This is a genomic window from Microbacterium sp. B19(2022) (assembly GCF_012030385.1).
Taxonomy (GTDB): Bacteria; Actinomycetota; Actinomycetes; order Actinomycetales; family Microbacteriaceae; genus Microbacterium; species Microbacterium oxydans_B.
In genome coordinates, this window is sequence record NZ_JAAUVO010000012.1 from 96,030 (window position 1) to 119,648 (window position 23,619).

Annotated in this window: 20 protein-coding genes; 9 read left to right on the forward strand and 11 right to left on the reverse strand. The window is 68.6% G+C overall.

Translation table 11 applies throughout. From position 1 onward, the window contains the following. Window positions 1–48: 48 nt before the first annotated feature. Window positions 49–1,347, reverse strand: coding sequence for an ABC transporter substrate-binding protein (locus HCX50_RS12565; RefSeq protein ID WP_167634614.1), 1,299 nt, complete (start codon window positions 1,345–1,347; stop codon window positions 49–51). A gap of 117 nt (window positions 1,348–1,464) precedes the next feature. On the opposite strand from HCX50_RS12565, the gene HCX50_RS12570 reads away from it, so the two are divergent. Beyond that, on the forward strand, window positions 1,465–2,496 hold the full coding sequence (locus tag HCX50_RS12570) for a LacI family DNA-binding transcriptional regulator (protein WP_167634615.1): 1,032 nt from the start codon (window positions 1,465–1,467) through the stop codon (window positions 2,494–2,496). A 67-nt stretch (window positions 2,497–2,563) separates the two neighbouring features. On the opposite strand, the gene HCX50_RS12575 is transcribed toward HCX50_RS12570, so the two are convergent. The 6 genes from HCX50_RS12575 to HCX50_RS12600 all read right to left on the reverse strand — a co-directional run bounded on the left by HCX50_RS12575 (window position 2,564) and on the right by HCX50_RS12600 (window position 11,696). Continuing rightward, complete coding sequence (locus tag HCX50_RS12575) at window positions 2,564–6,682, reverse strand: PQQ-dependent sugar dehydrogenase (RefSeq protein WP_337749592.1); 4,119 nt, start codon at window positions 6,680–6,682, stop codon at window positions 2,564–2,566. A 263-nt stretch (window positions 6,683–6,945) separates the two neighbouring features. Further along, a complete protein-coding gene (locus HCX50_RS12580) occupies window positions 6,946–7,698 on the reverse strand; it encodes an ABC transporter ATP-binding protein (RefSeq protein ID WP_029262176.1) in 753 nt (250 codons plus the stop codon). Beyond that, on the reverse strand, window positions 7,688–8,449 hold the full coding sequence (locus tag HCX50_RS12585; RefSeq protein WP_091028647.1) for an ABC transporter ATP-binding protein: 762 nt from the start codon (window positions 8,447–8,449) through the stop codon (window positions 7,688–7,690). Before HCX50_RS12585 ends, HCX50_RS12580 begins: the two co-directional genes overlap by 11 nt. Further along, complete coding sequence (locus HCX50_RS12590; RefSeq protein ID WP_337749595.1) at window positions 8,446–9,537, reverse strand: branched-chain amino acid ABC transporter permease; 1,092 nt, start codon at window positions 9,535–9,537, stop codon at window positions 8,446–8,448. Before HCX50_RS12590 ends, HCX50_RS12585 begins: the two co-directional genes overlap by 4 nt. 28 nt (window positions 9,538–9,565) lie before the next feature. Next, window positions 9,566–10,450 (reverse strand): branched-chain amino acid ABC transporter permease, encoded by an 885-nt coding sequence (locus HCX50_RS12595; RefSeq protein WP_091028649.1) that lies wholly within the window; start codon window positions 10,448–10,450, stop codon window positions 9,566–9,568. A 10-nt stretch (window positions 10,451–10,460) separates the two neighbouring features. Next, complete coding sequence (locus HCX50_RS12600) at window positions 10,461–11,696, reverse strand: amino acid ABC transporter substrate-binding protein (RefSeq protein WP_205829074.1); 1,236 nt, start codon at window positions 11,694–11,696, stop codon at window positions 10,461–10,463. Between the two features lie 128 nt (window positions 11,697–11,824). On the opposite strand from HCX50_RS12600, the gene HCX50_RS12605 reads away from it, so the two are divergent. Then, window positions 11,825–12,838, forward strand: coding sequence for a LacI family DNA-binding transcriptional regulator (locus HCX50_RS12605; protein WP_091028652.1), 1,014 nt, complete (start codon window positions 11,825–11,827; stop codon window positions 12,836–12,838). Between the two features lie 51 nt (window positions 12,839–12,889). On the opposite strand, the gene HCX50_RS12610 is transcribed toward HCX50_RS12605, so the two are convergent. The 3 genes from HCX50_RS12610 to HCX50_RS12620 form a co-directional block, all read right to left on the reverse strand. After that, on the reverse strand, window positions 12,890–14,389 hold the full coding sequence (locus tag HCX50_RS12610) for an arylsulfatase (protein WP_091028655.1): 1,500 nt from the start codon (window positions 14,387–14,389) through the stop codon (window positions 12,890–12,892). 85 nt (window positions 14,390–14,474) lie between these two features. Next, the gene (locus tag HCX50_RS12615) at window positions 14,475–15,368 is read right to left on the reverse strand and encodes a formylglycine-generating enzyme family protein (protein ID WP_167634636.1); all 894 of its coding nucleotides are present in this window, start codon (window positions 15,366–15,368) and stop codon (window positions 14,475–14,477) included. A gap of 84 nt (window positions 15,369–15,452) precedes the next feature. Then, entirely contained in the window at window positions 15,453–16,625 is a 1,173-nt protein-coding gene (locus HCX50_RS12620; RefSeq protein ID WP_167634616.1) for an ROK family protein, read from the reverse strand. A gap of 108 nt (window positions 16,626–16,733) precedes the next feature. On the opposite strand from HCX50_RS12620, the gene xylA reads away from it, so the two are divergent. From xylA to HCX50_RS12640, 4 genes are read left to right on the forward strand one after another with little or no spacing between them, the layout of a single operon-like run. Then, on the forward strand, window positions 16,734–17,921 hold the full coding sequence (gene xylA, locus HCX50_RS12625; protein ID WP_167634617.1) for a xylose isomerase: 1,188 nt from the start codon (window positions 16,734–16,736) through the stop codon (window positions 17,919–17,921). An 8-nt stretch (window positions 17,922–17,929) separates the two neighbouring features. Beyond that, a complete protein-coding gene (gene xylB / locus HCX50_RS12630) occupies window positions 17,930–19,213 on the forward strand; it encodes a xylulokinase (protein WP_167634618.1) in 1,284 nt (427 codons plus the stop codon). Window positions 19,214–19,225: 12 nt separating this feature from the next. After that, window positions 19,226–19,531, forward strand: a complete 306-nt coding sequence (locus tag HCX50_RS12635) for an NIPSNAP family protein (RefSeq protein WP_167634619.1) — start codon at window positions 19,226–19,228, stop codon at window positions 19,529–19,531. Continuing rightward, window positions 19,528–20,592 (forward strand): NAD(P)/FAD-dependent oxidoreductase, encoded by a 1,065-nt coding sequence (locus HCX50_RS12640; protein ID WP_237682479.1) that lies wholly within the window; start codon window positions 19,528–19,530, stop codon window positions 20,590–20,592. Before HCX50_RS12635 ends, HCX50_RS12640 begins: the two co-directional genes overlap by 4 nt. Window positions 20,593–20,607: 15 nt before the next feature. On the opposite strand, the gene HCX50_RS12645 is transcribed toward HCX50_RS12640, so the two are convergent. Further along, window positions 20,608–21,072, reverse strand: a complete 465-nt coding sequence (locus HCX50_RS12645) for a MarR family winged helix-turn-helix transcriptional regulator (RefSeq protein WP_167634621.1) — start codon at window positions 21,070–21,072, stop codon at window positions 20,608–20,610. A 92-nt stretch (window positions 21,073–21,164) separates the two neighbouring features. Here HCX50_RS12645 and HCX50_RS12650 point away from each other — a divergent pair, with 92 nt between their 5' ends. From HCX50_RS12650 to HCX50_RS12660, 3 genes are all read left to right on the forward strand, one after another. Continuing rightward, the gene (locus tag HCX50_RS12650; protein ID WP_337749602.1) at window positions 21,165–22,271 is read left to right on the forward strand and encodes an LLM class flavin-dependent oxidoreductase; all 1,107 of its coding nucleotides are present in this window, start codon (window positions 21,165–21,167) and stop codon (window positions 22,269–22,271) included. 11 nt (window positions 22,272–22,282) lie between these two features. Next, a complete protein-coding gene (locus HCX50_RS12655; RefSeq protein WP_167634622.1) occupies window positions 22,283–22,942 on the forward strand; it encodes an NADPH-dependent F420 reductase in 660 nt (219 codons plus the stop codon). A 73-nt stretch (window positions 22,943–23,015) separates the two neighbouring features. Continuing rightward, complete coding sequence (locus HCX50_RS12660) at window positions 23,016–23,573, forward strand: hypothetical protein (RefSeq protein ID WP_167634623.1); 558 nt, start codon at window positions 23,016–23,018, stop codon at window positions 23,571–23,573. Window positions 23,574–23,619 lie beyond the last annotated feature (46 nt).

Consider the following 23,619-nt stretch of genomic DNA (forward strand, 5'->3'; position numbering starts at 1 on the left):
AGGATGAGGGGGCGGCGCGCGGGGACGCCGCCCCCTCTCTTTTTCTCGCTAGTCGAGGTCCGCCTGGATCATCGACATGAACTCCTCGGCGGAGACACTGCCGGTGATCAGCGGTGCAGCGTTGCGCTGGCTCGTGGTCGTGGCCTCCGCAGAGAACAGCGCCTCGAACCAGAGGACGGTTGTCTCGGTGTCGGCGACCTGCTCCTGGATGAGCTGCGTGAGCGGCGGCACATCGGTGACCTCGGTGTTCAGCGCGAAGCCGGACACGCGGTTCTCCTGCTCGAGCGCCACGGAGCCGTAGTTCTCGGTGATGCAGGACAGCCACGCCTCGGTGTCGTCGTTCACGGCCTTGGCGTTCATCGTGATGGGCAGGCCCACGTTGGCGGCGAGCTGCGAACGGTCGCCCGCACCGCCCTCGACACCCGGGAACGGCATGAAGCCGACGTTCTCGGCGCCGATCTGGTTCACCTCGGGGTCGTTCGCCTGGCTCAGGAACCACGAGCCCATGTAGAACATCGCCGCGGAGCCGTTGAGGAACTGGTTCTCGCTGGTGGCCATGTCGATGGAGCCGACTCCCTTGCCGAAGTAGCCCTCGGCGCCGAGGTCGGCGATCGCCTGCGCGGCGGCCACGTACTCGGGGTCGGTGAGCTTCGCCTCGCCGTCGGCGACCTTCTGCAGTGCGTCCGGACCGAGGTCGCGGAAGAGGTAGCCGGAGATGAGGCGGGTGATCGGCCAGCCCTGCTCGCCACTCGCGGAGAACGGCTGGATGCCGGCCGCCTCGAGCTTCGCGGCGGCGGCGGTGAGCTCGTCGAAGGTCTGCGGCTCGTCGATGCCCTGCTCGGCGAAGATCGCCTTGTTGTACCAGATGCCCTCGACGTTGTATTCGAAGGGCAGCACACGGAAGCCGCCGTAGAGGTTCTCGATGGTCGAGATCGCCGCGGGCTCGATGTTGTCGATCACGTCGAGGTCGGTGAGGATCTCCTCGAAGTCGGCGACGTTGCCCGAATCGGCGAGGGTCTTGGTCAGTGCAGGGGCGTTGCCCGCGCTGAAGAGCACCGGCAGGTCGCCCTGGCCGGCCTTGAGCTGCAGCTGCTGGTCGAGGTTCGACTGCGGCACCGTCTCGACATCGAGCGGCAGGGTGTCGGCCTCGGCGGAGCACGCCTTACCGGCGAGCGTCTCCAGGATGGCGGGTACTTCGGTGTTCTCGACGTTCACGAACAGGGACAGCGAGTCCGTGCCCGCCGTCGATCCCCCGCCGCCCCCGCATGCGGTGAGTGCGAGGGCCGATGCTCCGGCGATGGCGGTGATCGCACCGCGTCTCCAGAGCCGTGCTGTGGTCAGCTTCATGATTTCCTCCTTGAAACGGGCGAGCCGCATTGATCACACACTTGAAGCGCTTCAGATAGTACGCTTGAAGCGCTCCAAGATGCAAATGGCAATTCGTGACGAACGGACGACGAACACATGAACACCTCCCCCGACGCGAGTCGGCCCCGCCCGGTGATGGCAGACGTCGCCCGGCACGCGGGTGTCGCCCTCGGCACGGTGTCGAACGTGCTGAACAATCCGCAGATCGTCGCCCAGGAGACGCGCGAGCGCGTGCTGAACGCCATCGACGAACTCGGGTTCGTGCGCAACAACGCCGCGCGCTCCCTCGTCACCGGGCGAGCGGACACCGTCGGGTTCGTGGTCGTCGATGTCGGCAACTCGTTCTTCGTCGACATGGCGCGCGGCGTCGAGGAAGAGCTCGACGCGCACAACATCCGACTTCTCCTCGCCAACAGCGACGTGAACCTCGCGAAGCAGGACTCCTACATCAGCGTGTTCGAGGAGGCGAAGGTGGCCGGCATCCTCCTCGCGCCCCTCGACGCACCGCTCGATGCCGCTCGCGCCGCCCGCCACCGCGGCATGCCCGTCGTGCACGTGAACTGGCCGGGAGATGACGACGCCTGCGGCGTGGTCGTCGACGAGGAGCTCGGCGGCTACCTCGCGACCAGGCATCTGCTCGACCAGGGGCTACGACGCCTGGCCTTCGCCGGAGGCCCGTTCTCGCTCTCCGCGATCGCCCAGCGTCACATCGGGGCGCAGCGGGCGGTGGCCGAGGTCGCCGACGCCCACCTCGAGACGATCGAGACGCGCAGCATCACCGTGCGCGGCGGCTATGCGCTCGGCGAGATGCTCAGCTCCCGACCCGTCGGCGAGCGCCCCGAGGGGCTCTTCGCCGCCGCAGACGCCCTGGCCGCGGGCGCGATCCAGACCATGCAGTTGGCCGGCATGCATGTGCCCTCGGACATCGCGGTGGTCGGCTACGACAACAACCATTTCGCGCAGGACAGCTCGATCCCGATCACCAGCGTGGGCCAGCCGGGACACGAGATGGGCCGCACCGCCGCCCAGGTGCTCTACGAGGAGATCTCCGACCCCGCCGACCACACGCACCGCACGATCACGATGACGCCCACGCTCTTCGCCCGCGCGAGCTCGGCCGTCGTCTGACGCACCTACACAGCGCGGCCTCGGGAACGGTGATCCGTCCCCGAGGCCGCGCCGTCCGAGATCGCGACTACCCGCCCGCGCCGGTCAGCGTGAACGGCACCGTCGTGGCGTTACCCGCTACGTCGTACACGACCAGCGTGTTCGCCCCGACCTTGGCGCCGAAGGCTCCCGGCTTCACGAAGTTGAGGTCGGACCAGACGTTGTCGGTCAGATCCTTCGCCACTCCGTTGACCGTCAGCCGATCGACCTTGCCTGCATCGTTGAGCTTGTACGACACCAGGCTGTAGGAGCCGTTCGCACCGACGGTGTACTGGCCACCCTCCTTGACCGTGACGGCGGGAGCCGTGACGTCGAGCGTGAAGGTGACCGTGGTGGCGTTGCCCGCCACGTCGTACACGACCAGCGTGTTCGCCCCGGCCACGGCGCCGAACACTCCCGGCTTCACGTGGTTCAGGTCGGACCAGACGTTGTCGGTCAGATCCTTCTCGACCCCGTTGAGGGTCAGCCGATCGATCTTCCCCTCGTCCTGGAGCTTGAACGACACCCTGCTGTAGACGCCGTCACGACCGACCGTGAACTCCGCGCCGCTCTTGACGGTTGCCACGGGAGCCGTGGTGTCCGTCGCCGCCGCCGTGACCGAGAGGTCGCGGAGACGCCCGAAGTTGTCGAACGAGCCGAAGCCCACCCGACCCTCGGGGAACGTCTTGTCGTTCGCGGTCATCAGCGGGGTGTCGAGTCCGTCGACGTAGACGGCGATGTCGCCGCTGTCCACGCAGCGGACCACGCGCACGTCGTGCCACTCCTCATCGGTGACCGCCGGCGGGGCACCGACCGCGCCGTCCCACTGGTCGTCGATCCGCTCGCGGTCGGCCTTGTTCACCTTGAAGATGCCGTTGTGCGGGTAGATCGAGTTGTCCTGCGAGAGGTGCGCGTAGTAGTACTCCGTGTCCGACTTCCAGCCGAAGACGATGATGACGTCGCGGTTGTTCACGGATGCCTTCTCGTCGAGACGCACCTGGCCGGTGAGGTCGAACGATCCGAGCTCCGGTCCTTCGGTGAGGACGGCGTACTCGAACGGTCGGCGGATGCCGTCGTTCGGGTTGGTGCCGGCCTCGGTGAGCACGACCTCGTCGCCGGGGAAGTCCCACTTGGCCGGGGTCCGCGGTGCCCAGTCGCCCTCCGCCATCACATCGGTGATGACCTCGCCGTCGGGCGTGCAGGTGGGCGGCGTCGGCGGTTCGACCGGCGGCACGGCGTACAGCGCGTACTGTGCGGCGACCTGCTCGGCCGTCGGCACGGTGTCGAGCAGCATGATGTCGTCCATCCGCCCGTTGAACGGGTTGGCCTCCTTCGTGTTCTGCGGGAAGCTGCCGCCGATCTTGATGCCGGCCGGTGCGGTGTCGGACGTGGATCCTTCACCCCACGGGTTCGCCGCGGTGTACTTGCCCGCCAGCGGCTCGCCGTTCATGAACAGCTTCATCTCGCCCGCCGCGAAATCGAAGGTCGCGGCGAGATGCACCCACTGCCCCTTCTTGAGGATCTCGTTCCACGGCAGGTCGGCCGCGAACGTCCAGGAGCCGGCACCGTCGACGCGACGCCCGAGCGCCACGAGCTTGAGCTCGCCGTCGACCGTGATGACCTCGAGCAGCGCCCGCACGGCGTGTCCGTCGGAGGTGCCGGTGAGCACTCCCGCGAGACCGATCGCGTTGTACACGTCGTCCGGGTTCGCGGTCCCCGAGTTCAGGGCCGGGTGATCGCCGGTCGGCTTGAACCAGCCCATGACGGAGGCCTTGTCCGTGCCGGCGAACGCGTCCAGCGACTCGACGCCCTTCGCGTTGTAGATGCCGGCCTTCCAGTCGTCATTCGACGCGGTCCGCGGACTCATCTGCTGCGTCTGCAGCGCCTCGCCCGCACCGGGGTAGGCCCGGTCGGCGACCCGCATCTCGACCCCGCCGTTGATCAGCGAGATGTCGGTGCCGGAACGGCCCTGATCGACCTCGACCGTCGGCTTCGCCGCATCCGGGTGGTCGAAGTCGTGGTGCGTGACGAGGTTCGGCGCGAGCGCCGGGAGCACGAACGGGTTGCTCGGCTCATCGACCGAACGCGCCCCCGTCACCTTCCAGATCTTGCCGTTCGCCTTGGAGACGAGGTAGAGCTCGCCGTCGGCGTCGGAGCCGAACCGCAGGTCGACGCGCTTGTCGCCGACCAGCTCCTGGAACGTGGTCTCCTCGCCGTCGGCGAAGACACGCAGCTCCTCGATGGTGGCGAGGTCGTCGATGTCGCCGTCGTTGCGCACCATCTCCTCGGCATCCGTGGACAGCACCCAGCCGCGCACCAGATCGGTGAAGAGGTAACGGCCCTGGAGTTCGGGGATGTCGCCGCGGTAGACGAATCCGCCGTTCACGGCCACTCCCGCATCGCCGGTCTGACCGGGGTCGCGGTTGTGATCGTAGGCGGCCACCGGGTAGGTGAAGCCGTTCTCGGCATCGTCCTTCGGCAGCGGGAAGATCTGCCGGTTCTCGGCGAGGAACGAGCCCTCGCGCACCGACCAGCCGAAGTTGTCTCCCGGCTCGACGGCATAGACCGACTCGACCTGCCACTCGCCGATGTGCGCGAGGTACATGGTGTGGTCGCCCTCGGTGTCCCAGCTGATGCGGTGCGGGTCGCGCATGCCGACGGCGTAGATCTCCGGCAGCGCATCCGCGTCATCGACGAACGGGTTGTCGGCAGGAACGCCGTACTCTCCGTTCTCGCTGTCGTCTCCCGTGGGGTTCACGCGCAGGATCTTGCCCTGGGGTGTCGCCAGATCCTGCGGGTTGCCGTTGCCGACACCGTTCCCGCCGTCGCCGACGAGGACGTAGAGGTTGCCGTAGTCGGTATCGCCCTCCGACACCGTGGGGTTGAACGCGATCTGCTGCACGGTGTGCACGCGGCCCGCGAACGGGATGCGCATGACCTCGCGGTGCGTGCCGGCGAAGGTCGCCGCCGAGGGGTCGTCGGCCTTCCACTCGGTGATCACACTGTGGAACGCGGTGGTGCCGAAGGCCGGGAAGTCCGGGGTGTCTTCGGTCAGCGCCGTGCCGCCCTCGGTGTGCACGGTGTAGAACAGCCCGTTCTCGGCGAAGTCCGGGTGGAACTCGGCGGACCCGAGACCCGTGCCGAGCCCTGCGCTGTTGTGGAAGTTGTCGATGAACTCGTTCCGGACGTTGAGGTACGGCACGTACTCGCCCGATTCCTTGTCGACCAGATAGAGGATGTCGTTGTTGTCGGGGACCATCAGCCGGCCGGAGTCGTCGGGCACCTCGTCGAGGTGCGTGATGCGGTTGTGCCGCACCAGACGCTGATCCTGCGTGGCCGGGGTCGTCTGCGACTTCGGAAGCTGAGCGAGCTCGGTCACCTCGATGCCGAGGTCGGCGAGCGCGGGGTCGGGCAGCGGGTTGAGCAGCGGCTCGTTCGCCGTGCCTCCCGGTGCGCAGTCGCCGGGGTTGCCCGTCGCGATCGCGAGGTTCTCCCCCGTGTTGTCGACGGCCACGTCATCGAGCAGCAGGCGTCCTGTGCTGGTGGCGCCGTTCTTCCAGAAGAACCGGTCGAGCGCGCCGTTCACCGCCTGGCGGAAGCCGAACTGCTGCTCGGTCCCCTCCGGGAGGCGGGTCTGCTCCTCGTACGCGCCGCCCTGGCTGTACACGGTGACCTTGTCGGTCGCGTTGTCGGCGACGATCCACACGCACTGCCAGGCGTCCTTCGACCACACGCCCGCGGGCTTGAAGGCTCCGCCGTCGCGCACGCGCAGCACGTCGTCGTTCTGGTTGTTCACGTAGGCGCGGCTGTTCACGTAATCGTTCGGAGCATCCACATCGGTGAGGCCGAACGAGGTGTCGACGCTGCCGGTGCGCAGGAAGCGGAAGAACAGCGTGCCGGTGTCACCCTCGGCGATGGCCGGGATCGCGCGATACGACTGCTGCCCGCCACCCACGGACTCGACGACCTGGTTGTTGCCGTTGAGCGGGTCGGCGATCACACGCGGAGCCGCGGATGACGTCCAGCCGTCCTGCCCGTTCAGCGCGACGCGCTCGTACGCCTCGAAGTCGACCAGCTCGGTGAAGGGTTCCGCCGCGGCAGCGGGGGTCGCGGTGAGCAAGGCTCCGACGACGGCCGCGGCGGCGACCAGCGCACCCGTTCGTCGCACCCCGACCGATCGAGGAGGAGGTGCTGCCGATCGAGTGCTCGAGCTCGCGGGTCGCATGGATCGTTCGTGCATCAGAAACCTCTCAACGTCGTCGTCGTGTGGTGTCGTGCCGATGGGTCGTGCCGCCTTCTCCGGGGCGGCACTGCAGCGGAGAAGGCGTGGAACGGTACTGCGGTCGGGGGCGGAAACGCTTTCGCAAGCGCTTTCGTCGGATGGACGAGAAAGGCGGGAGGAGGCAGTCGCTGCCTCCTCCCGCCGGAGGTTCATCCCGCGTCGGGGACGGTGGGCTTGCCGCCGAGATACAGCGCGGCGAGGGTCGGATCCGCAAGGAGCTCGGATGCCGGACCCGAGATGTGCACCCGGCCGAGGTCGAGCACGCACCCGATATCAGCGGTCTCGAGCGCCCGTCGCGCGTTCTGCTCGACGAGCAGCACGGCGGTGCCCGCGTCGCGCATACGCACGATCTGCTCGAACACCTTCTCGGTCGTCTTGGGGTCGAGACCCATCGACGGCTCGTCGAGGAGCACGACCTTCGGGCTCACCATGAGCGACCGCGCGAACTCGACCTGCTTCTGCTGACCGCCCGAGAGCAGGCCGGCGAGCTGCTTCCACCGCTCCCCCACGATGGGGAAGAGGTTCTGCACGAAATCGACGCGCTCCTGGATGACCTTCTGATCCTTGAGGGTGAAGGCGCCGAGCATCACGTTCTCGCCGACCGTCATCTCGCGGAACACACTGTGCCCCTGCAGCACGTGCGCGAGCCCGTGCCGCAGCATCGACTGCGGTCCCTCGCCGGTGATGTCACGACCATCGACGCGGATGCTGCCCGAGCGGGGCTTGAGCATGCCGCTGGCCACCTTGAGCACGGTCGACTTGCCGGCGCCGTTGGGCCCGACGAGACAGACCACCGATCCGGGCGGCACCTCGACGGTGAGCCCACGGAGCACGAGCGCCGCCCGGCCGTAGCCGGCCTCGATGTCGCGCAGCTCGAGCAGGTTCTTCGCTTCAGACTCCAAGGTAGGCCTCCAGGACTCGCGGGTCTTGCTGGATGATCTCAGGCGTTCCCTCGGCGATCTGGCGCCCGCGGTCGAACACCACGACGTGGTCGCACAGGCTCATGACCATCTCCATGTTGTGCTCGACGATGATGAACGTCTTGCCCTCTTCGTTGAGCTCGCGCACCAGGGTGGCGATGCGTCCGATGAGAGCGGGGTTCACGCCACCGGCAGGCTCGTCGAGCATGATCGTGTCGGGCTCGCCCATGAGCACACCCGCCAGCTCCAGCAGCTTCTGCTGGCCGTAGCTGAGGTTGCGGGCCTCGGCGTGCTCGAGGTGGTCGATGCCGACGCGCCGCAGCCAGCCGCGCGCCCGCTCCAGCTCCTCCGGATCGTGCGCCGAGCGCAGCTGCTGGCGGATGCTCGTGCTGCGCACCGCCACGAGCAGGTTCTCCATCACGGTCATGCGAGGGAAGACCCGGCACAGCTGGAAGCTGCGGCCGATGCCGGCGCGGGCGATGCGGTCGGGCGACTTGCGGGTGATCGCCTGCCCCCGGTATCGCACCTCGCCCGAGTCGGGCTTGATCATGCCGGTCACGCAGTTGAAGAAGGTGGTCTTACCCGAGCCGTTCGGCCCGATCAGACCGTTGACCTTGCCCTCCTGGAAGTTGACCGTCGCACCGTCGACGGCGGTGACGCCGCCGAACGACTTGGTCATCTCGACCGTGCTCAGACTCTCCAGCGTTGTGGGCTGTGCCGTGGGGGCGTTCATGACGACGTCTCCTTCGTCGAGGCATCCGCTGTTCGGGCCGAAGCATCCGCTGCCCGCTTCTCGTTCTGCTCGAGCAGCTGCCCGGCGGTCAACTCGCGGATCGATGCCTCGTTCGACGACCGCGTGAACAGTCCCTTCACGGCGGGGATGATGCCGTCGGGCATGAACAGGACGACGATGCCGAGCAGGATGCCGGTGGCGATGAGGTGGAACTGGGTGTCGCCGAACTCGAGCTTGAAGTACTCGAGCGCGAGGCCGACGACGACGGCGCCGAGCAGCGGACCGAAGAGGTTGCGCACCCCGCCGAGCAGCGCCATCAGCACCATGTACGAGCCGATGAGGATCGAGAACTGGAAGATGGGATCCAGGTCTCCGAACCACAGCGCGTAGAGTCCGCCGCCGAGCGACACGAAGAGTGCCGACAGCACGTAGGCGATCAGCTTGTACCGCGTGGTGGGCACGCCGAGGGCCTGCGCCTTGTCCTCGTCTTCACGCACCGACTTGAGCGCGGTGCCGAACTTGGACCGGTCGATGATCCACCAGACCACGAGTGCGAAGGCCAGGAGGCCCGCGAACAGGTAGTAGAAGATGCGGTGGTGCTCGGGCCGCAGCACGTCGAACGGACGCGGGACGTTGAGTCCCTCGGAGCCGCCGGTGACGTCGCGCCAGCTCTGGAACACCAGCAGCATGATGAGCACGAAGGCGATCGAGACGATCACGAACGAGGCGCCGCGCACCCGGAGGGCGGCGATGCCGATCGGGATCGCGATGATCGAGACGAGTACGGCCGCGAGGATCCAGGCGACGAAGCCGGGCAGCGCCAGGTACTTGATGAGGAGGCCGGTGCCGTAGGCGCCGAGCCCGAAGTAGGCGGCATGTCCGAGGGAGATGTAGCCCGTGAACCCGCCCATGAAGTTCCACCCCGTCGACAGCACGGCGTAGTTGAGGATGACGACGCCCGCCGACAGGATGTACGGGTTCGGGGCGATGGTCGGGAACGAGAGGACGAGGGCTGCGCCCACGACGAGGAGGACGATCCGCACCCACTTCGACGACGAGCGCCGCACGGGGGCGGGGGGAGCGATCACGACCGTTTCGGTGGGGATCGGCTCTCTGCTAGAAACGCTGGGCAAGACGACCTCCGAAGAATCCTTGCGGACGGAACATGAGCGTGGCGAACAGGGCGACGTAGAACACCGTCTGCGCCCACGTCGGCCCCAGCGGGAGCTGGAGCAGGCTCTGCGCGATCCCGAGGACGAGAGCCGCGATGGCCGCACCCGGGATGCTGCCGAGTCCGCCGACGACGATGATCGCCATGAGCGGGCCGATCCAGTGCCAGTGCAGCGACGGGTAGATCGTGGCGTCGAGCGAGAGCGCGGTGCCGCCGATCGCCGCCGTGGCGAGCCCGAGTCCGAACCCGTAGCCGGCGACCCGGTCGGTGTTGATGCCGACCAGTCGCGCGGCCTCGGGGTGCTGGATGGTCGCCCGCAGCGCCTGCCCGAACTTCGTGTACTTCAGCAGCACGAACAGGAGCGCGAGGGCCACCGCCGCCAGACCAAACGCGATGAGCTTGACCACCGGCACCTGGGCGCCGAAGAAGTCGAGGCTCGCACTCGCATAAGGAAGCGGGATGCGGCGCTGGGTCCCGGTGAAGAAGAACCCGAGCGCCCCCTCGATGATCAGCGCCACGGCGAACGTGAGCAGCACCGACATCATGGTCAGGGTCAGGGGCTTGAGCCTCGAGACGAGCAGTCGCTGCATCACGACACCCGTCAGGAAGAACAGGGGCACCGTGACGACGAGCGACACGAGGGGGTCGATGCCGGTCTCCCGGTTGAACCACCACGCGAGGTACGCGGCCAGGATGAGGAAGGCGGAGTGCGCGATCATGACGACGCGCATGATTCCGAAGTACAGCGTGAGCCCGGCCGCCAGGAGGGCGTAGAGCCCTCCCAGCAGGATGCCGAGGATCAGGCTTTGCAGCAGCAGTGCTCCACTCACGATGTGCGGATCACCACGTCGGCTTCGGGAACAGGAAGTCGGCTTCCTTGACGTCGTCCGGGAGGACGATCAGGATCTCGCCGTCGATCCACTGCTGGATGAGGTGCGCGCCGGTGGGCTTGCCCGTCTCGTCCCAGCTGAGCTCTCCGACGACGGTGTCGACGGAGTTGTCGCGCAGCCAGTCGATGAGCTCCTGCTGGCACTCGCCCTGCTCGGCGCAGCCCGCAGCCTCGACCGCAGCGGCGACGACCTGACCGGTCGTGTAGGCGTTGGCCTCGTCCTCGGACGGCGGGTTGCCGTGCATCTCGGTGTACTTCTCGACGAACTCGATGTTGCTGGGGAACTGCGACTTCGGCGAGTAACCGGTGGGGGCGAGGATGCCCTCGGTCGCACCGCCGATCGCGGCGGCGAACTCGGGGTTGGTCGGTGCGGTCGAGAACGCCGCGAGCTCGGGCTGATAGTTCAGCTGCTGGAGGGCGATGATCAGGTTGACGGCATCCTGATACTGCGTGCCGCCGATGACCATGTCGGCATCCGACTGCGCGATCTTGGCCGCGATCGTGGAGAAGTCGGTCGTGTTCGGCGGGTAGACCTCGTTCACGACGACCTCGACCCCGCCCTCTTCGAGCTTGTCCCGGAGGCCGTAGGCGGTGCCCTGCGCGAAGGGGTCGTCCATCGCGGCGACGGCGACCGTCTCGGGCCGCTCCTCCTCGGGAAGCGCGAGCAGGTAGTCGGCGAGGTTGTTGTAGTGGTCGTTCGCGATCGCGGGGGCCGCGTAGAAGAGGTTGTCGAAACCCTGCTCGAAGACCTCTTCCGCCGCACCGGCCGGCTCGACGAAGAGCATGCCGTATTCCTGGGCGACGCGCGCCGAGGGAACGACGAGGCGGGTCGAGAACGGACCGAAGACGAGGTCGACGCCGTCCTGCGCGATCAGCGACTCGTAGTCGGAGACGACGCGGTCGGCGTTGGACTGGTCGTCGAGGATCTTGAGCTCGACCTGGCGTCCGAGGAGGCCGCCGTTCTCGTTGACGATGTCGCGCCAGGCCTCATAGCCTCGCTCGACGCCCTTGCCGGGTTCGGAGAAGTCGCCGGTGAGCGGCAGCGAGATGCCGATGACGATCGGATCGTCGGAGCCACCCCCCTCCGCCTCATCGCCGGGGGCCGAGCAGGCCGAAACCGTGAGCGCGGCGATCGACAGCGTTCCGATCGCTGCCGCGATCCGTCGACCGTGTCTGGGTGCAGTCATCCGAGTCTCCTACGTCATCGTAGCGAAAGCGCTTTCGTAAGCGCTTCCGCCACTATAGTGGGACCGAAGAACGAAGAGCAACCTACCTCGCAATCAGCGTTGATCTTGCTCCACAAGGGGGAGGTTTCGTGAAGCGTGAAGGCGCGCCACGACTCATCGATGTGGCCGAAACCGCAGGGGTCTCCCTGGCGAGCGCGTCGCGGGCGATGAGCGGCGGATCCGGCATCTCTCCCGAAGTGGCGGCGCACGTGCGCGTCATCGCGAAGCAGCTCGGCTACGAACCCAACATGCACGCGCGCGGACTCGCCGGCGGGCTCGTGCCGACGATCGGCCTCGTGGTGCACGAGATCGGCGACCCCTACTTCTCCGACATCGCCAGCGGCGTGATCCGCAGTGCCACGCTCGAGAACCGATCCGTGCAGATCGCCCAGGCCGACCGCACCCCCGACAGCGAACTCGCGCAGGTGAAGTCGCTGCTGCGCCAGCGCGTCGGCTCGATCATCATCGCCGGCTCCGGGTACGCCGATCCCGGACGCGAGCAGGGCATGACCGAGGCACTGCTCGACTTCACCCTGTCCGGAGGCCGCGCCGCGGTCATCGGCCGCCACCACCTTCCCGTCGACGCGGTGCTGCCCGACAACCATCGGGCGGGCATCTCGGTCGGACGCCACCTGGCCGAGCTGGGGCACCGCCGGATCGGCGTCGTCGCCGGCCCGCTCGACCTCAACACGGTCGCCGACCGCATCGCCGGGCTGCGAGAGGGCACGAGCGATCCGGACCTGGAACTCGTCATCGTCTCGCACGAGTTCACCCGCGAGGGCGGCATCGCCGGGGCCCGCGAGCTGCTCGACCGCGACGTCACCGCCATCGTCGGCCTCAACGACGCCATGGCCATCGGCATCCTCAGCGAGTTGCGACAGCACGGCACCCGCGTGCCGGAGGAGATGTCGGTCGTCGGCTTCGACGACATCTCCGTCGCCCCCGATGTGGCCCCCGCCCTCACCACCGCGCGCATCCCGATGTTCGAGATGGGACAGCACGCCGTCTCGCTCATCCTCCGACCCGCGAGCGATGAGGCGCGGACGATCGAGACCGCGCACGAGCTCATCATCCGTCAGTCGTCCGGGCCGCCCCGCGGCTGACCGAGCGACCGTGACCCCGCCGCACGCGACGACGGGCCCACGGCCCGGTGCTCAGGAGTTGCCGGCGGTGGTGTTCAGCTTCTTCATGACCTGGTTGATCGTGAACGACGCCGACTCCTGCCGCGCCGGGAACTCGGCGAGCGACTGCAGCATCCGCGCCACGTACGCCTGGGCCGGCACGAACAGGAAGATGCGGTCGATCACCCAGTCCCAGTAGGTGTTCGACGTGATGTCGGCCCGCTCGAACGGATCGGTGCGCAGGTTGAACAGCTTCGGGAAACGCAGCTCGATGTACGGCTCCTGCCACACCAGCAGGGTTCCCGCGGCGCGCTGCTCGAGGAACACGAGCTTCCAGTTCTCGAAGCGCAGCGCCGTGAGGTCGCCGTCGTCCGAGACGTAGAAGAAGTGGCGTCGCGGACTGTGCTCGACCGCACCCGTGATGTAGTCGAGCTGGTTGTGTCCGTCGAGATGCACCTTGTACTCGGTGCCGTGCAATTCGGTGCCCGCCCTCAACCGCTCGGCCACGTCGTCGTCGCCGACGGCGGCGAGCAGCGTGACGAACCAGTCGTTGTGGCTCACGATCCCGTTGAGCGTCGTCCCCGCGGGGATGTGCCCGGGCCAACGGACCATCGCGGGCACCCGGTAGGCACCCTCCCAGTTCGAGTTCTTCTCGTTGCGGAAGGGGGTCATGCCCGCATCCGGCCAGCTGTTCATGTGCGGACCGTTGTCGGTGGAGTACATGACGATGGTGTTCTCGGCCAGCCCGAGCTCGTCGAGCAGGTCGAGCAGACTGCCCACGACATCGTCGTGATCGAGCATCGTGTCGTGGTAATTCGACTGCCAGCGCCCCGCTCGCCCCTTGCTCTCTTCCTTGGTGTGCGTGCGGAAGTGCATGTGCGTCGAGTTGAACCAGACGAAGAACGGGGTATCGTCGGCCGCCTGCGTGCGGATGAAATCGGCTGCGGCGTCGCGAAACTCCTCGTCGACCGTCTCCATGCGCTTCTTCGTCAGCGGACCGGTGTCTTCGATGCGCTGCGTGCCGTCGCCGTTCGCCCAGGTGTGCAGCACCCCGCGCGGACGGAACTTCTCGCTGAACCCGGGGTACTCCTCGTCGGTCGGGTAGTCCGGGTGCTCCGGCTCCTCCTCCGCGTTGAGGTGATAGAGATTGCCGAAGAACTCGTCGAAACCGTGGGCGGTCGGCAGGTGCTCGTCCCGGTCGCCGAGGTGGTTCTTCCCGAACTGCCCGGTGGCGTAGCCGTGGTGCTTGAGCGCGTCGGCGATGGTCGGGTCCTCGGGCTGGAGGCCCAGCGGGGCCCCCGGCATCCCCACCTTCGTCAGGCCGGTGCGGTACGGGTTCTGGCCGGTGATGAAGGCGGCCCGCCCCGCGGTGCAGCTCTGCTCGCCGTAGTAGTCGGTGAACTTCACGCCCTCGTCGGCGATGCGATCGATGTTCGGGGTCCGATAGCCCATGAGACCGTCGGAGTACGTGCTGAGGTTGCTGATGCCGATGTCATCGCCCCAGATGATGAGGATGTTGGGCTTCTCAGCCATGAGTGACTCCTAGCTTCGACCGGTGAGGCGGGCGCGTGCCCTCGGTCGTAGCCAAGCAGTCTCCCGGGCCTGCGCCCAGGGGTCCTCACTCGGAGCGGGTGAGGCGGAATCCGATGTGCGACATGCCGGTGTCCTCGGCCTGCGGCGAGCGCGCGGCGGGCCGGAACCGCAGGCAGTAGTCCGGCGAGCAGAGGTGCGAACCGCCCTTGAGCACGCGGCGGGGGATGCCGGGGAAGCCCTCTTGCGCACTGGCCGTCGCGAGCAGATTCGTGCGCTTGCCGGCATCGACCGGGGTGTCCGAGAGGCGCAGGTGACGCGGGGTGTAGAAGTCGGTCGTCCACTCCCAGACGTTCGCGATCATGTCGTAGAGGCCGTAGCCGTTGGGCGGGTACGAGCCGACGGGCGCCGTGCCGCCGACGCCCTGATTGTCGTAGGGGAAGCGGCCGAGCCAGGAGTTCGCCTGCGCGACACCGTCGGGGTATGCCTCGTCACCCCAGGCGAAGGCCGCGCCCTCGAGTCCGCCGCGCGCCGCGTATTCGTGTTCGGCCTCGGTGGGCAGCCGCATCCCCACCCAGTCGGCGTAGGCGACGGCGTCTTCGAACGCGATGTGGACGACCGGATGCTGCAGCCGGTCGTCGATCGACGAGTCAGGGCCGAACGGCCGGCGCCAGAACGCCCCGGGCTGCCAGCGCCACCAGTTGCGCCAGTCACCCAGATTCGTCGGACCGGCGGTCGGGGTGAACACCATCGCTCCCGGAACGAGATCGGCGGGGTCCGCACCCGCGAAGGCCGCAGGATCGAGCGGGCGTTCGGCCACCGTGACGTACCCGGTCGCGTCGACGAACTCGGCGTACTGCGCGTTCGTCACCTGGTAGCGGTCGATGAAGAACGACTCGACCTCGCGCTCGTGCGCCGGCCGCTCGTCCGGATAGAAGTCGTCCGACCCCATCAGGAACGTGCCGCCGGGGATGTGGACCATGTCGCGCGAGTTCGTCACGAGACTCAGCGTAGTGTCCGGGTGCGGCGTGGCGACCGGGAGTATTCCGGCCGCCAGATCCGGCGCTCAGCGGGACGCGTCGAACGCCCTGGTGCTCCCCCACAGCGGGCGGAACGCCAACTCCGCCGCACCGACGAGCAGTCGATCGGAGCCGAGTTCGGCGGCACGGATCGCGACCGCGGCCGCACTCTCGGGCATCGACAGCCGCCCGACCTCATCGGCCAGCACGTCGTGCGCCCCCTCGTCGATCAGCGCCAGGAACCCACCGAGGATCACGAGAGCCGGATTGAGCACGTTGACCGCGTTCGCCAGCGCACTTCCGAGGATCTTCGCCTGCCGGACGAGTTCCGCGCGCACCTCGGGCGCCTCCGCGGCGGCGAGGGCTGCGGCGAGCTCGTCGTCGGCGGCGTCGTCGATCCCGAGCAGGTCGAGCAGGTGCCGCCGGTTCACCTCGTCTTCGAGCACGCCGTCGTCGGTGCGACGGTCGGCGCCCTCGATGCCGGGTCGGTTGTGTCCGAACTCGCCCGCGTAGCCGCTCGCGCCGGTGGCGGCCCGACCACGGATCACGAGCCCTCCGCCGATGCCGGAGGCGCCTCCGTTGAGGTAGACGAGTTCGTCGATACCCCGGCCGGCGCCGAAGAGGTGCTCGGCGAGCGCGCCGAGGGTCGCGTCGTTGTCCACCGCGGTGCGGATGCCGGTCGCCTCCTGGATCAGGGCGGCCAGCGGCTCGTCGGTCCAGCCGAGGTGCGGGGCGTTGCGCACCACGCCGTCGGCCGAGCGCACGAGCCCCGGCACCGCGACGCCGATGCCGATCACGCTGCAGTCGGCGAGAGCATCCGTCCGCCAGCTTTCGAGGCGCTCGGCGACGAGGGCGGCGACATCGGCCGTGGTCGGCGGGGCGGCGTTGACGATGCGCTCGCGGACGCGGATGCTGCGGTCGAGGGCGACGGCGGCGATCTCGACCGCGTCGACCTCGGGGTGCACGCTGATCGCGACGACGTCGGCGGAGGGCGCGACCACCGGCGAGGGGCGGCCGGCCCGCGTCGAGGATTCCGGCGGCCGCTCGTCGACGAGTCCGGCGCCGACGAGCTCCGCCACCAGCGCGGCGATGGTCGAGCGGTTGAGGCCCGTGGCCTCGGTCAGGGCCGAGCGTGAACGGGGGCCGTCATGGTGGACGATCGAGAGGATCCACGCCAGGTTCGCTTCGCGGGAACGCGGGGCAGCGGATTCAGGGGGCACGTTCCCACTTTAGGGGTGCGGATGCCGCCTGTCATCGGTTATGTTGTGAAGCACAACTTATTGCGTCCGTGCATCCCGCACGCCCGCAGCATTCGCAGAGGAGCGATCATGCCCAACCCCACCCGCGACGACAAGTTCTCCTTCGGGCTCTGGACCGTCGGCTACAACGGCACCGACCCGTTCGGCGGGCCGACCCGTCCGGCGCTCGACGTCGTGCACGCGGTCGAGAAGCTCGCCGAGCTCGGTGCCTACGGCCTCACCTTCCACGACGACGACCTCTTCGCCTTCGGCTCGACGGATGCCGAGCGCCAGACCCAGATCGACCGCCTCAAGGGCGCACTCGCCGACACCGGCCTGATCGTGCCGATGGTCACCACGAACCTCTTCAGCGCCCCCGTCTTCAAGGACGGCGGCTTCACCTCGAACGACCGGCAGGTGCGCCGCTTCGCCCTGCGTAAGGTGTTCCGCCAGCTCGACCTCGGTGCCGAGCTCGGCGCCAAGACCTTCGTCATGTGGGGCGGGCGTGAGGGTGCGGAGTACGACTCCGCCAAGGACGTGCGCGCGGCTCTCGAGCGCTACCGCGAGGCCGTGAACCTGCTCGGCGACTACGTGACCGACAAGGGCTACGACATCCGCTTCGCGATCGAGCCGAAGCCCAACGAGCCCCGCGGCGACATCCTGCTGCCCACGCTCGGCCACGCGATCGCGTTCATCGACTCGCTCGAGCGCCCCGAGCTCGTGGGCGTGAACCCCGAGGTCGGTCACGAGCAGATGGCCGGGCTCAACTTCACGGCCGGCATCGCTCAGGCGCTGTTCCACGGCAAGCTCTTCCATATCGACCTCAACGGCCAGCGCGGCATCAAGTACGACCAGGACCTGGTGTTCGGTCACGGCGACCTGCACAACGCGTTCTCGCTCGTCGACCTGCTCGAGAACGGCGGCCCCGGCGGCGTTCCCGCCTACGACGGCCCGCGCCACTTCGACTACAAGCCCTCGCGCACCGAGGACGAGGCCGGCGTCTGGGCATCCGCCGCGGCCAACATGCGCACGTACCTGCTGCTGAAGGAGCGCGCCGCGGCCTTCCGCGCCGACCCCGAGGTGCAGGAGGCTCTGGCCGCCGCGAAGGTCGCCGAGCTCTCGACCCCGACGCTGAACGAGGGCGAGTCGTACGACGACTTCCTCGCCGACCGCTCGGCCTACGAGGACTTCGACGCGAACGCGTACCTCGGCGGCAAGGGCTTCGGCTTCGTGCGCCTGCAGCAGCTCGCCACCGAGCACCTGCTCGGCGCCCGCTGAGTCCGGCGATGGCACTCGTTCTCGGGGTCGACTCCTCGACCCAGTCCTGCAAGGTCGTCGTCGTCGACTCCGAGACGGGTGCCGTCGTGCGCTCCGGCCGCGCTCCGCATCCCGATGGCACGTCGGTCGATCCCGAGGCGTGGTGGGTCGCGTTGCAGGCGGCCATCGCGGATGCCGGTGGCCTCGATGACGTGGAGGCCGGGGCGATCGGTGGGCAGCAGCACGGCCTCGTCGCCCTCGATGCGGAGGGACGCGTCATCCGCGACGCCCTGCTGTGGAACGACACCCGTTCCGCCCAGGCGGCGGAAGACCTGATCTCCGAGTTCGGGGCCGCAGCCCTGGCCGACCGCACCGGACTCGTACCGGTCGCCTCGTTCACGATCACGAAGCTGCGCTGGCTGCGCGACCACGAGCCCGAGAACGCGGCTCGCGTCGCCGCCGTCGCCCTGCCGCACGACTGGCTGACCTGGCGGCTGCGCGGGTTCGGCCCCGAGCGGCCCGACTTCGATGAGCTCGTGACCGACCGGTCGGATGCCTCGGGCACCGGCTACTGGAACCCGGCGACCGGCGAGTACGACCGCGAGTTGCTCGTCGCCGCCCTCGGCCACGACGTGATCCTGCCGCGTGTGCTCGGACCACGCGAGTTCGTGACGGACGCTTCGTCGCGTCGCGTCGCCCCCGGTGCGGGAGACAACGCGGCCGTCGCGCTGGGCCTCGGCGCCCGGACGGGCGACGTGGTCGTCTCGATCGGCACCTCGGGCACGATCTTCGCCGTGACCGACCGCCCGGTGGCGGAGCCGACCGGCATCGTCGCGGGGTTCGCTGATGCCGACGGCGGGTACCTGCCGCTGGTCTGCACGCTCAACGCCGCGCGGGTACTCGACGTGATCGCGCGCCTGCTCGGGGTGGACCACGACGGGCTGAGCACGCTCGCCTTGACCGCCGAACCCGGCGCCGGCGGACTCGAACTCGTGCCGTACTTCGAGGGCGAGCGCTCCCCCAACCTGCCCGATGCCACCGCGAGCCTGAACGCCATGACGCTCGCTTCCACCACCCGCGAGAACCTCGCCAGGGCTGCGGTCGAGGGCATGCTCGGCGGACTGCGCTTCGGGCTCGACGCGCTGCGCGAGCTCGGCATCCCGCTCGAACGTGTGCTGCTCGTGGGCGGGGGCGCCCAGTCGCAGGCCGTGCGCGAGATCGCCCCGCTGGTCTTCGAGCTGCCGGTCGAGGTGCCGGAGGCCGCGGAGTATGTCGCAGTCGGCATGGCGCGTCAGGCGGCCTCGGTGCTCTGACAGGATCGGGGCATGATCACCGTTCACCTGCGCTACGAGATCGATCCCGACAAGCTCGAGGACTTCACCGAGTACGGTCGCACCTGGATTCGGCTCGTGGCCAAGCACGGCGGCACCCACCACGGCTACTTCTTGCCGAGCGAGGGAGACAGCGACGAGGCGTTCGCGCTGTTCACGTTCCCCTCCCTCGCCGAGTACGAGGTCTACCGCACCGCGTCGAAGACGGACCCGGAATGCATCGAGGCGTTCGCCCTCGCCCGCCGGACGCAGTGCATCCGCCGCTACGAGCGCCGCTTCCTGAGCCCCGTCTTCGATTGACGACACGGGAAGCGGAGTCTGAGCGTCGAGCAACCGAACGCGACCGCATCATCGTGATCGGCGCCGGTGTGATCGGCGCCTCGGTCGCACATCACCTGGCTCGCGCGGGACACGACGTGATCGTGCTCGACAGCCGGACACCGGGGGCGGGGGTGACGGCCGCGTCGTTCGCCTGGGTCGGCATGGCCAAGAGCCCCGCCGATGCCTATGCGGGCTCTGTTCGTCAGCGTGCGCGGCCGGAATTCGATCGTGTCCTCACGGAACTCACCGCACCCATCGGGCTTCGTCCCTTCGGCGCGGTCACCTGGGAGGAATCCGAGGATCTGACTCGGGCCTTCGTCGCCGACCACCAGGCCGCGGGACACCGGATGGAGCTGCTCACGGCGCGCGAAGTGTTGATGCGGGAGCCGGGCCTTCGTGACGCACCCGATGTCGTGGCCTACGCCCCCGATGATGTCGGCATCGACCCCGTCGCCTATACCCGCGCCCTGCTGCAGAGCGCGCAGGAGCACGGCGCGGAGGTGCGGACCGGCACGACCGTACTGCGGGTGCTCAGCGATGGCGGCGGGGTTCGAGGCGTTCTCACCGACCGCGGCGAACTCGAGGCGAAGAGCGTCGTCGTCGCGGCCGGCACCGCCTCCGTGGGCATCGCCGCATCCGCCGGAGTCGACATCGACGTCGTGGGGTCGCCATGCTGCCTGCTGCGCTTCTCCACCCCTCGCCCGCTCGTGCGCGGCATCCTCTCCACCCCGGAGCTCGAGGTTCGCCAGCTGGACGACACCACCCTCCTCGCCGCAGAAGACGTTCCCGAGGGCTTCTTAGGTGATCCGAGAGAGCTCGCCGTTGCCACCCTCGCCGCGATCCGCAGCTCTTTCGTCGACGCCGAAGATGTCCGCCTCGAACATGCCGTCATCGCCGACCGCCCGATACCGGCGGGCGATCGACCCCTGGTCGGGCCGGTGCCCGCGATGCCCGGCCTCCATCTGGCGATCGCCCACCCCGGCGTGATCCTGTCGGCCGAGATCGGACGCGTGGTCGCCGCCGACCACACCTTGCTCTGAGGCCCCGAGGCGCGATCAGCCTTCGAGGTTCCTGCGCAGAGCGGTGGTGATGTCGTCGACCTGGGCGAGCTGCTCCGGTGAGAGCGCATCGACGAACAGCGAGCGGATGGCGCGAAGGTGCGGCACATTCGCGGCCCGGAACGCGTCGGCTCCGGTCTCGGTGAGAAGCACGTCGACGCCGTGCACGCCGTCGGCGCACGGGACTCGTCGGATGAGTTCGCGCTTCTCCATCCGTCCGAGGTGGTGTGACAGCCGGCTGCGCTCCCAGTCGATCAGGGCGGCGAGTTCGGAGGAGCGCGCCCTGCGGCCGTCGGCTTCGCTGAGCGCGAGCAGCACCTGGTAGTCACCGGACGAGAGTGCGGACTCGCTCTGCAGCTGCGCGGCGAGACGAGAGCGAAGAACCTCACTCGTCTCGATGAAGTCCCGCCAGATGCGCAGCTGCTCGGGTGTCGGCGTGCGGCGACGTCGTTCTTCGGCCATGGCACCCTCCCGGGAATTGATACGTCAATCCTAAGGTTAGAAGCTATTGACACGTCAATCCGGAGGGACCGGTGCCGTGGAGAAGGGTCGTGATGGACATGACGGAACTCGAGTTCGGGCTGAACTCCTTCGGCGAAGTGGCGACGGACGGCGGTCGCATCCTGTCGGACGGCGAGACGCTGCGGCTGCTCGTCGAAGAGGCGCAGCTCGCCGAGTCGGTCGGCCTCGATGTCTTCAGCGTCGGCGAGCACTACCGCGAGGGACACATGGACTCCGCGACCCCCGTGCTGCTGGCGGCCGCGGCGCAAGCCACCTCGACGATCGGCCTGGGTTCGTCGGTGACCGTGCTGTCGACACAGGACCCGGTGCGGCTCTACCAGGAGTTCGCGACGGTCGACGGGCTTTCCGGCGGACGCGCCCAACTCATCCTCGGGCGGGCGTCGGCGATCGAGTCCTTCCCCCTCTTCGGATACGACATCGCCGAGTACGAGCGGATCTTCGAGGAGAAGCTCGACCTGTTCCTGCGCCTGATGCGCGAGGACAGCGTCACCTGGAGCGGCAACTACCGCAGCCCGCTCGAGAACGTGCGCCTGCATCCGCGCATGCCCGAGGGCGGCATCCCGGCGTGGATCGGGATCGGCGGCAGCCCCGAATCCGTCATCCGCGCCGCCGAGAACGGACTGCCCTTGATGATGGCCATCATCGGCGGACGGCCTGAGCGCTTCGCCGGCCACGCCCGGCTCTACCTGCGTGCGCTGGAGCAGTTCGGACGGCCGGAACTCCCGATCGGGCAACACTCGCTCGGCCTCATCGCCGAGACCGACGACGAGGCGAAGAACGTGCACTGGAAGCACTGGGAGCCGGTCGTGACCCAGATGAGCAAGGAGCGCGGCTTCTACGCACCGACGCTCGAGCGCTACGAAGAGGAGGTCGACACCGGCGCGCTGTACGTCGGCTCCCCCGAGACCGTCGCGCACAAGCTCGCCGCCGCTGTTCGGAGCAATCACCTGTCGCGGTTCGACCTGAAGTACGACCTCATACACCTGCCGAAGGACGTGCGCGCGCGCAGCATCCGCCTCTTCGGAGAGAAGGTCGCCCCGCGCGTGCGCGAACTGCTCGCCGACGACCCGGGAGAGGGCGCGTTCGCCGACCCGGGTGTGGCGCAGATCACGAAAGACGGCAAGGCCGTCCACGCGTGAGGGAGATCACCATGAACGACACCATCGAGACTCTCGGCATCCTCGGCGCGGGCAAGGTGGGCACCACGATCGCCCGCCTCGCTCTAGCCGCGGGGTACCGCGTGCTCATCGCGGGCTCGGGCGCGCCGGAACGGATCGCGCTCACCATCGACGTCTTCGCGCCCGGGGCCAACGCGGTGACGGCCGCGGACGCGGCTGCCGGGGCGGATGCCGTCATCCTGGCGCTTCCCCTCGGCAAGTACCGCACGCTCCCGGTCGAGCAGCTGCGCGGGACGTTGGTGCTCGACGCCATGAACTACTGGTGGGAGACCGACGGGATCCGTGACGACCTGAGCGATCCGCGCACCTCGACCAGCGAGCTCGTACAGGAGTTCCTGCCGGAGTCGCGGGTCGTGAAGGCGCTGAACCACATGGGCTATCACGACCTCGAAGACGAGTCCCGACCGGCCGGAGCAGCCGGGCGCAAGGCCATCGCCGTCGCGGGTGAGGAGTCCGCCGACCTCGCCCGCGTCGCGGAGCTGATCGACAGGCTCGGCTTCGATTCCGTCGTCCTCGACAGCCTGGCAGAGGGCGCCGTACTCCAGCCCGGGAACCCCGCGTTCGGCGCCGACGTCACCGCCGAGGAGCTGCGCGGACTGATCGGCATCCCCTCGCGGAGCGCGCCGCGCTGACGGCCCGGTCGGGCAGACGACCGCGCTGGCCCGGCTAGGCTCCCAGAAGTCGGCGACCCCCACGGAGGCATTGATGCCCACTCCCCTCAGACTGCGCGCGAGCGCACTCGTGCTCGCAGGCATGCTGGCCTGTGCCGGATGCTCGGCGGCAGCCATCCCGAGCCCGCCGGAGGCCGTCGGCGACGACTTCCCCGGCACCTGCCTGCCGTCGGAGGTCTCCTGGCCGTCCGACTTCCTCGAATCCCTGCCCGGGGAGTCGGAGGCGATCGGCGGCGCCATCGTGGGTCTGCGCCTCGAGTGGCACGACGACGATTTCGCGTGGCGGCTGCGCAGCGCCGACACCCGTGAGGACACGTTCGGCGAGCGGGTCGACGACCCGAGCTTCGGCCGGGAGTCGTTGGTCGACGTCCGCACCCTGGAGGTTCTCTCCACCGGCGATACGGAGCTCACCGAGGCGGAGCAGCAGCTGAACGGCAGCAGCGCCTACACCGCGGCGCAGCTCTCGGGCGAGCAGTACCCCAGTCCACTCATCGTGGAGATGGCCCGCGTGATGGACGACGGCGCGCCCGTGTGGCAGCTCACGATGTGCGACACCGCCACCAACGAGTTGACCGTCACGACCCTGAATTGACGCGCACCCTGACCGCTTTACTCAGCTAACTTGCACGCTGGTGTGC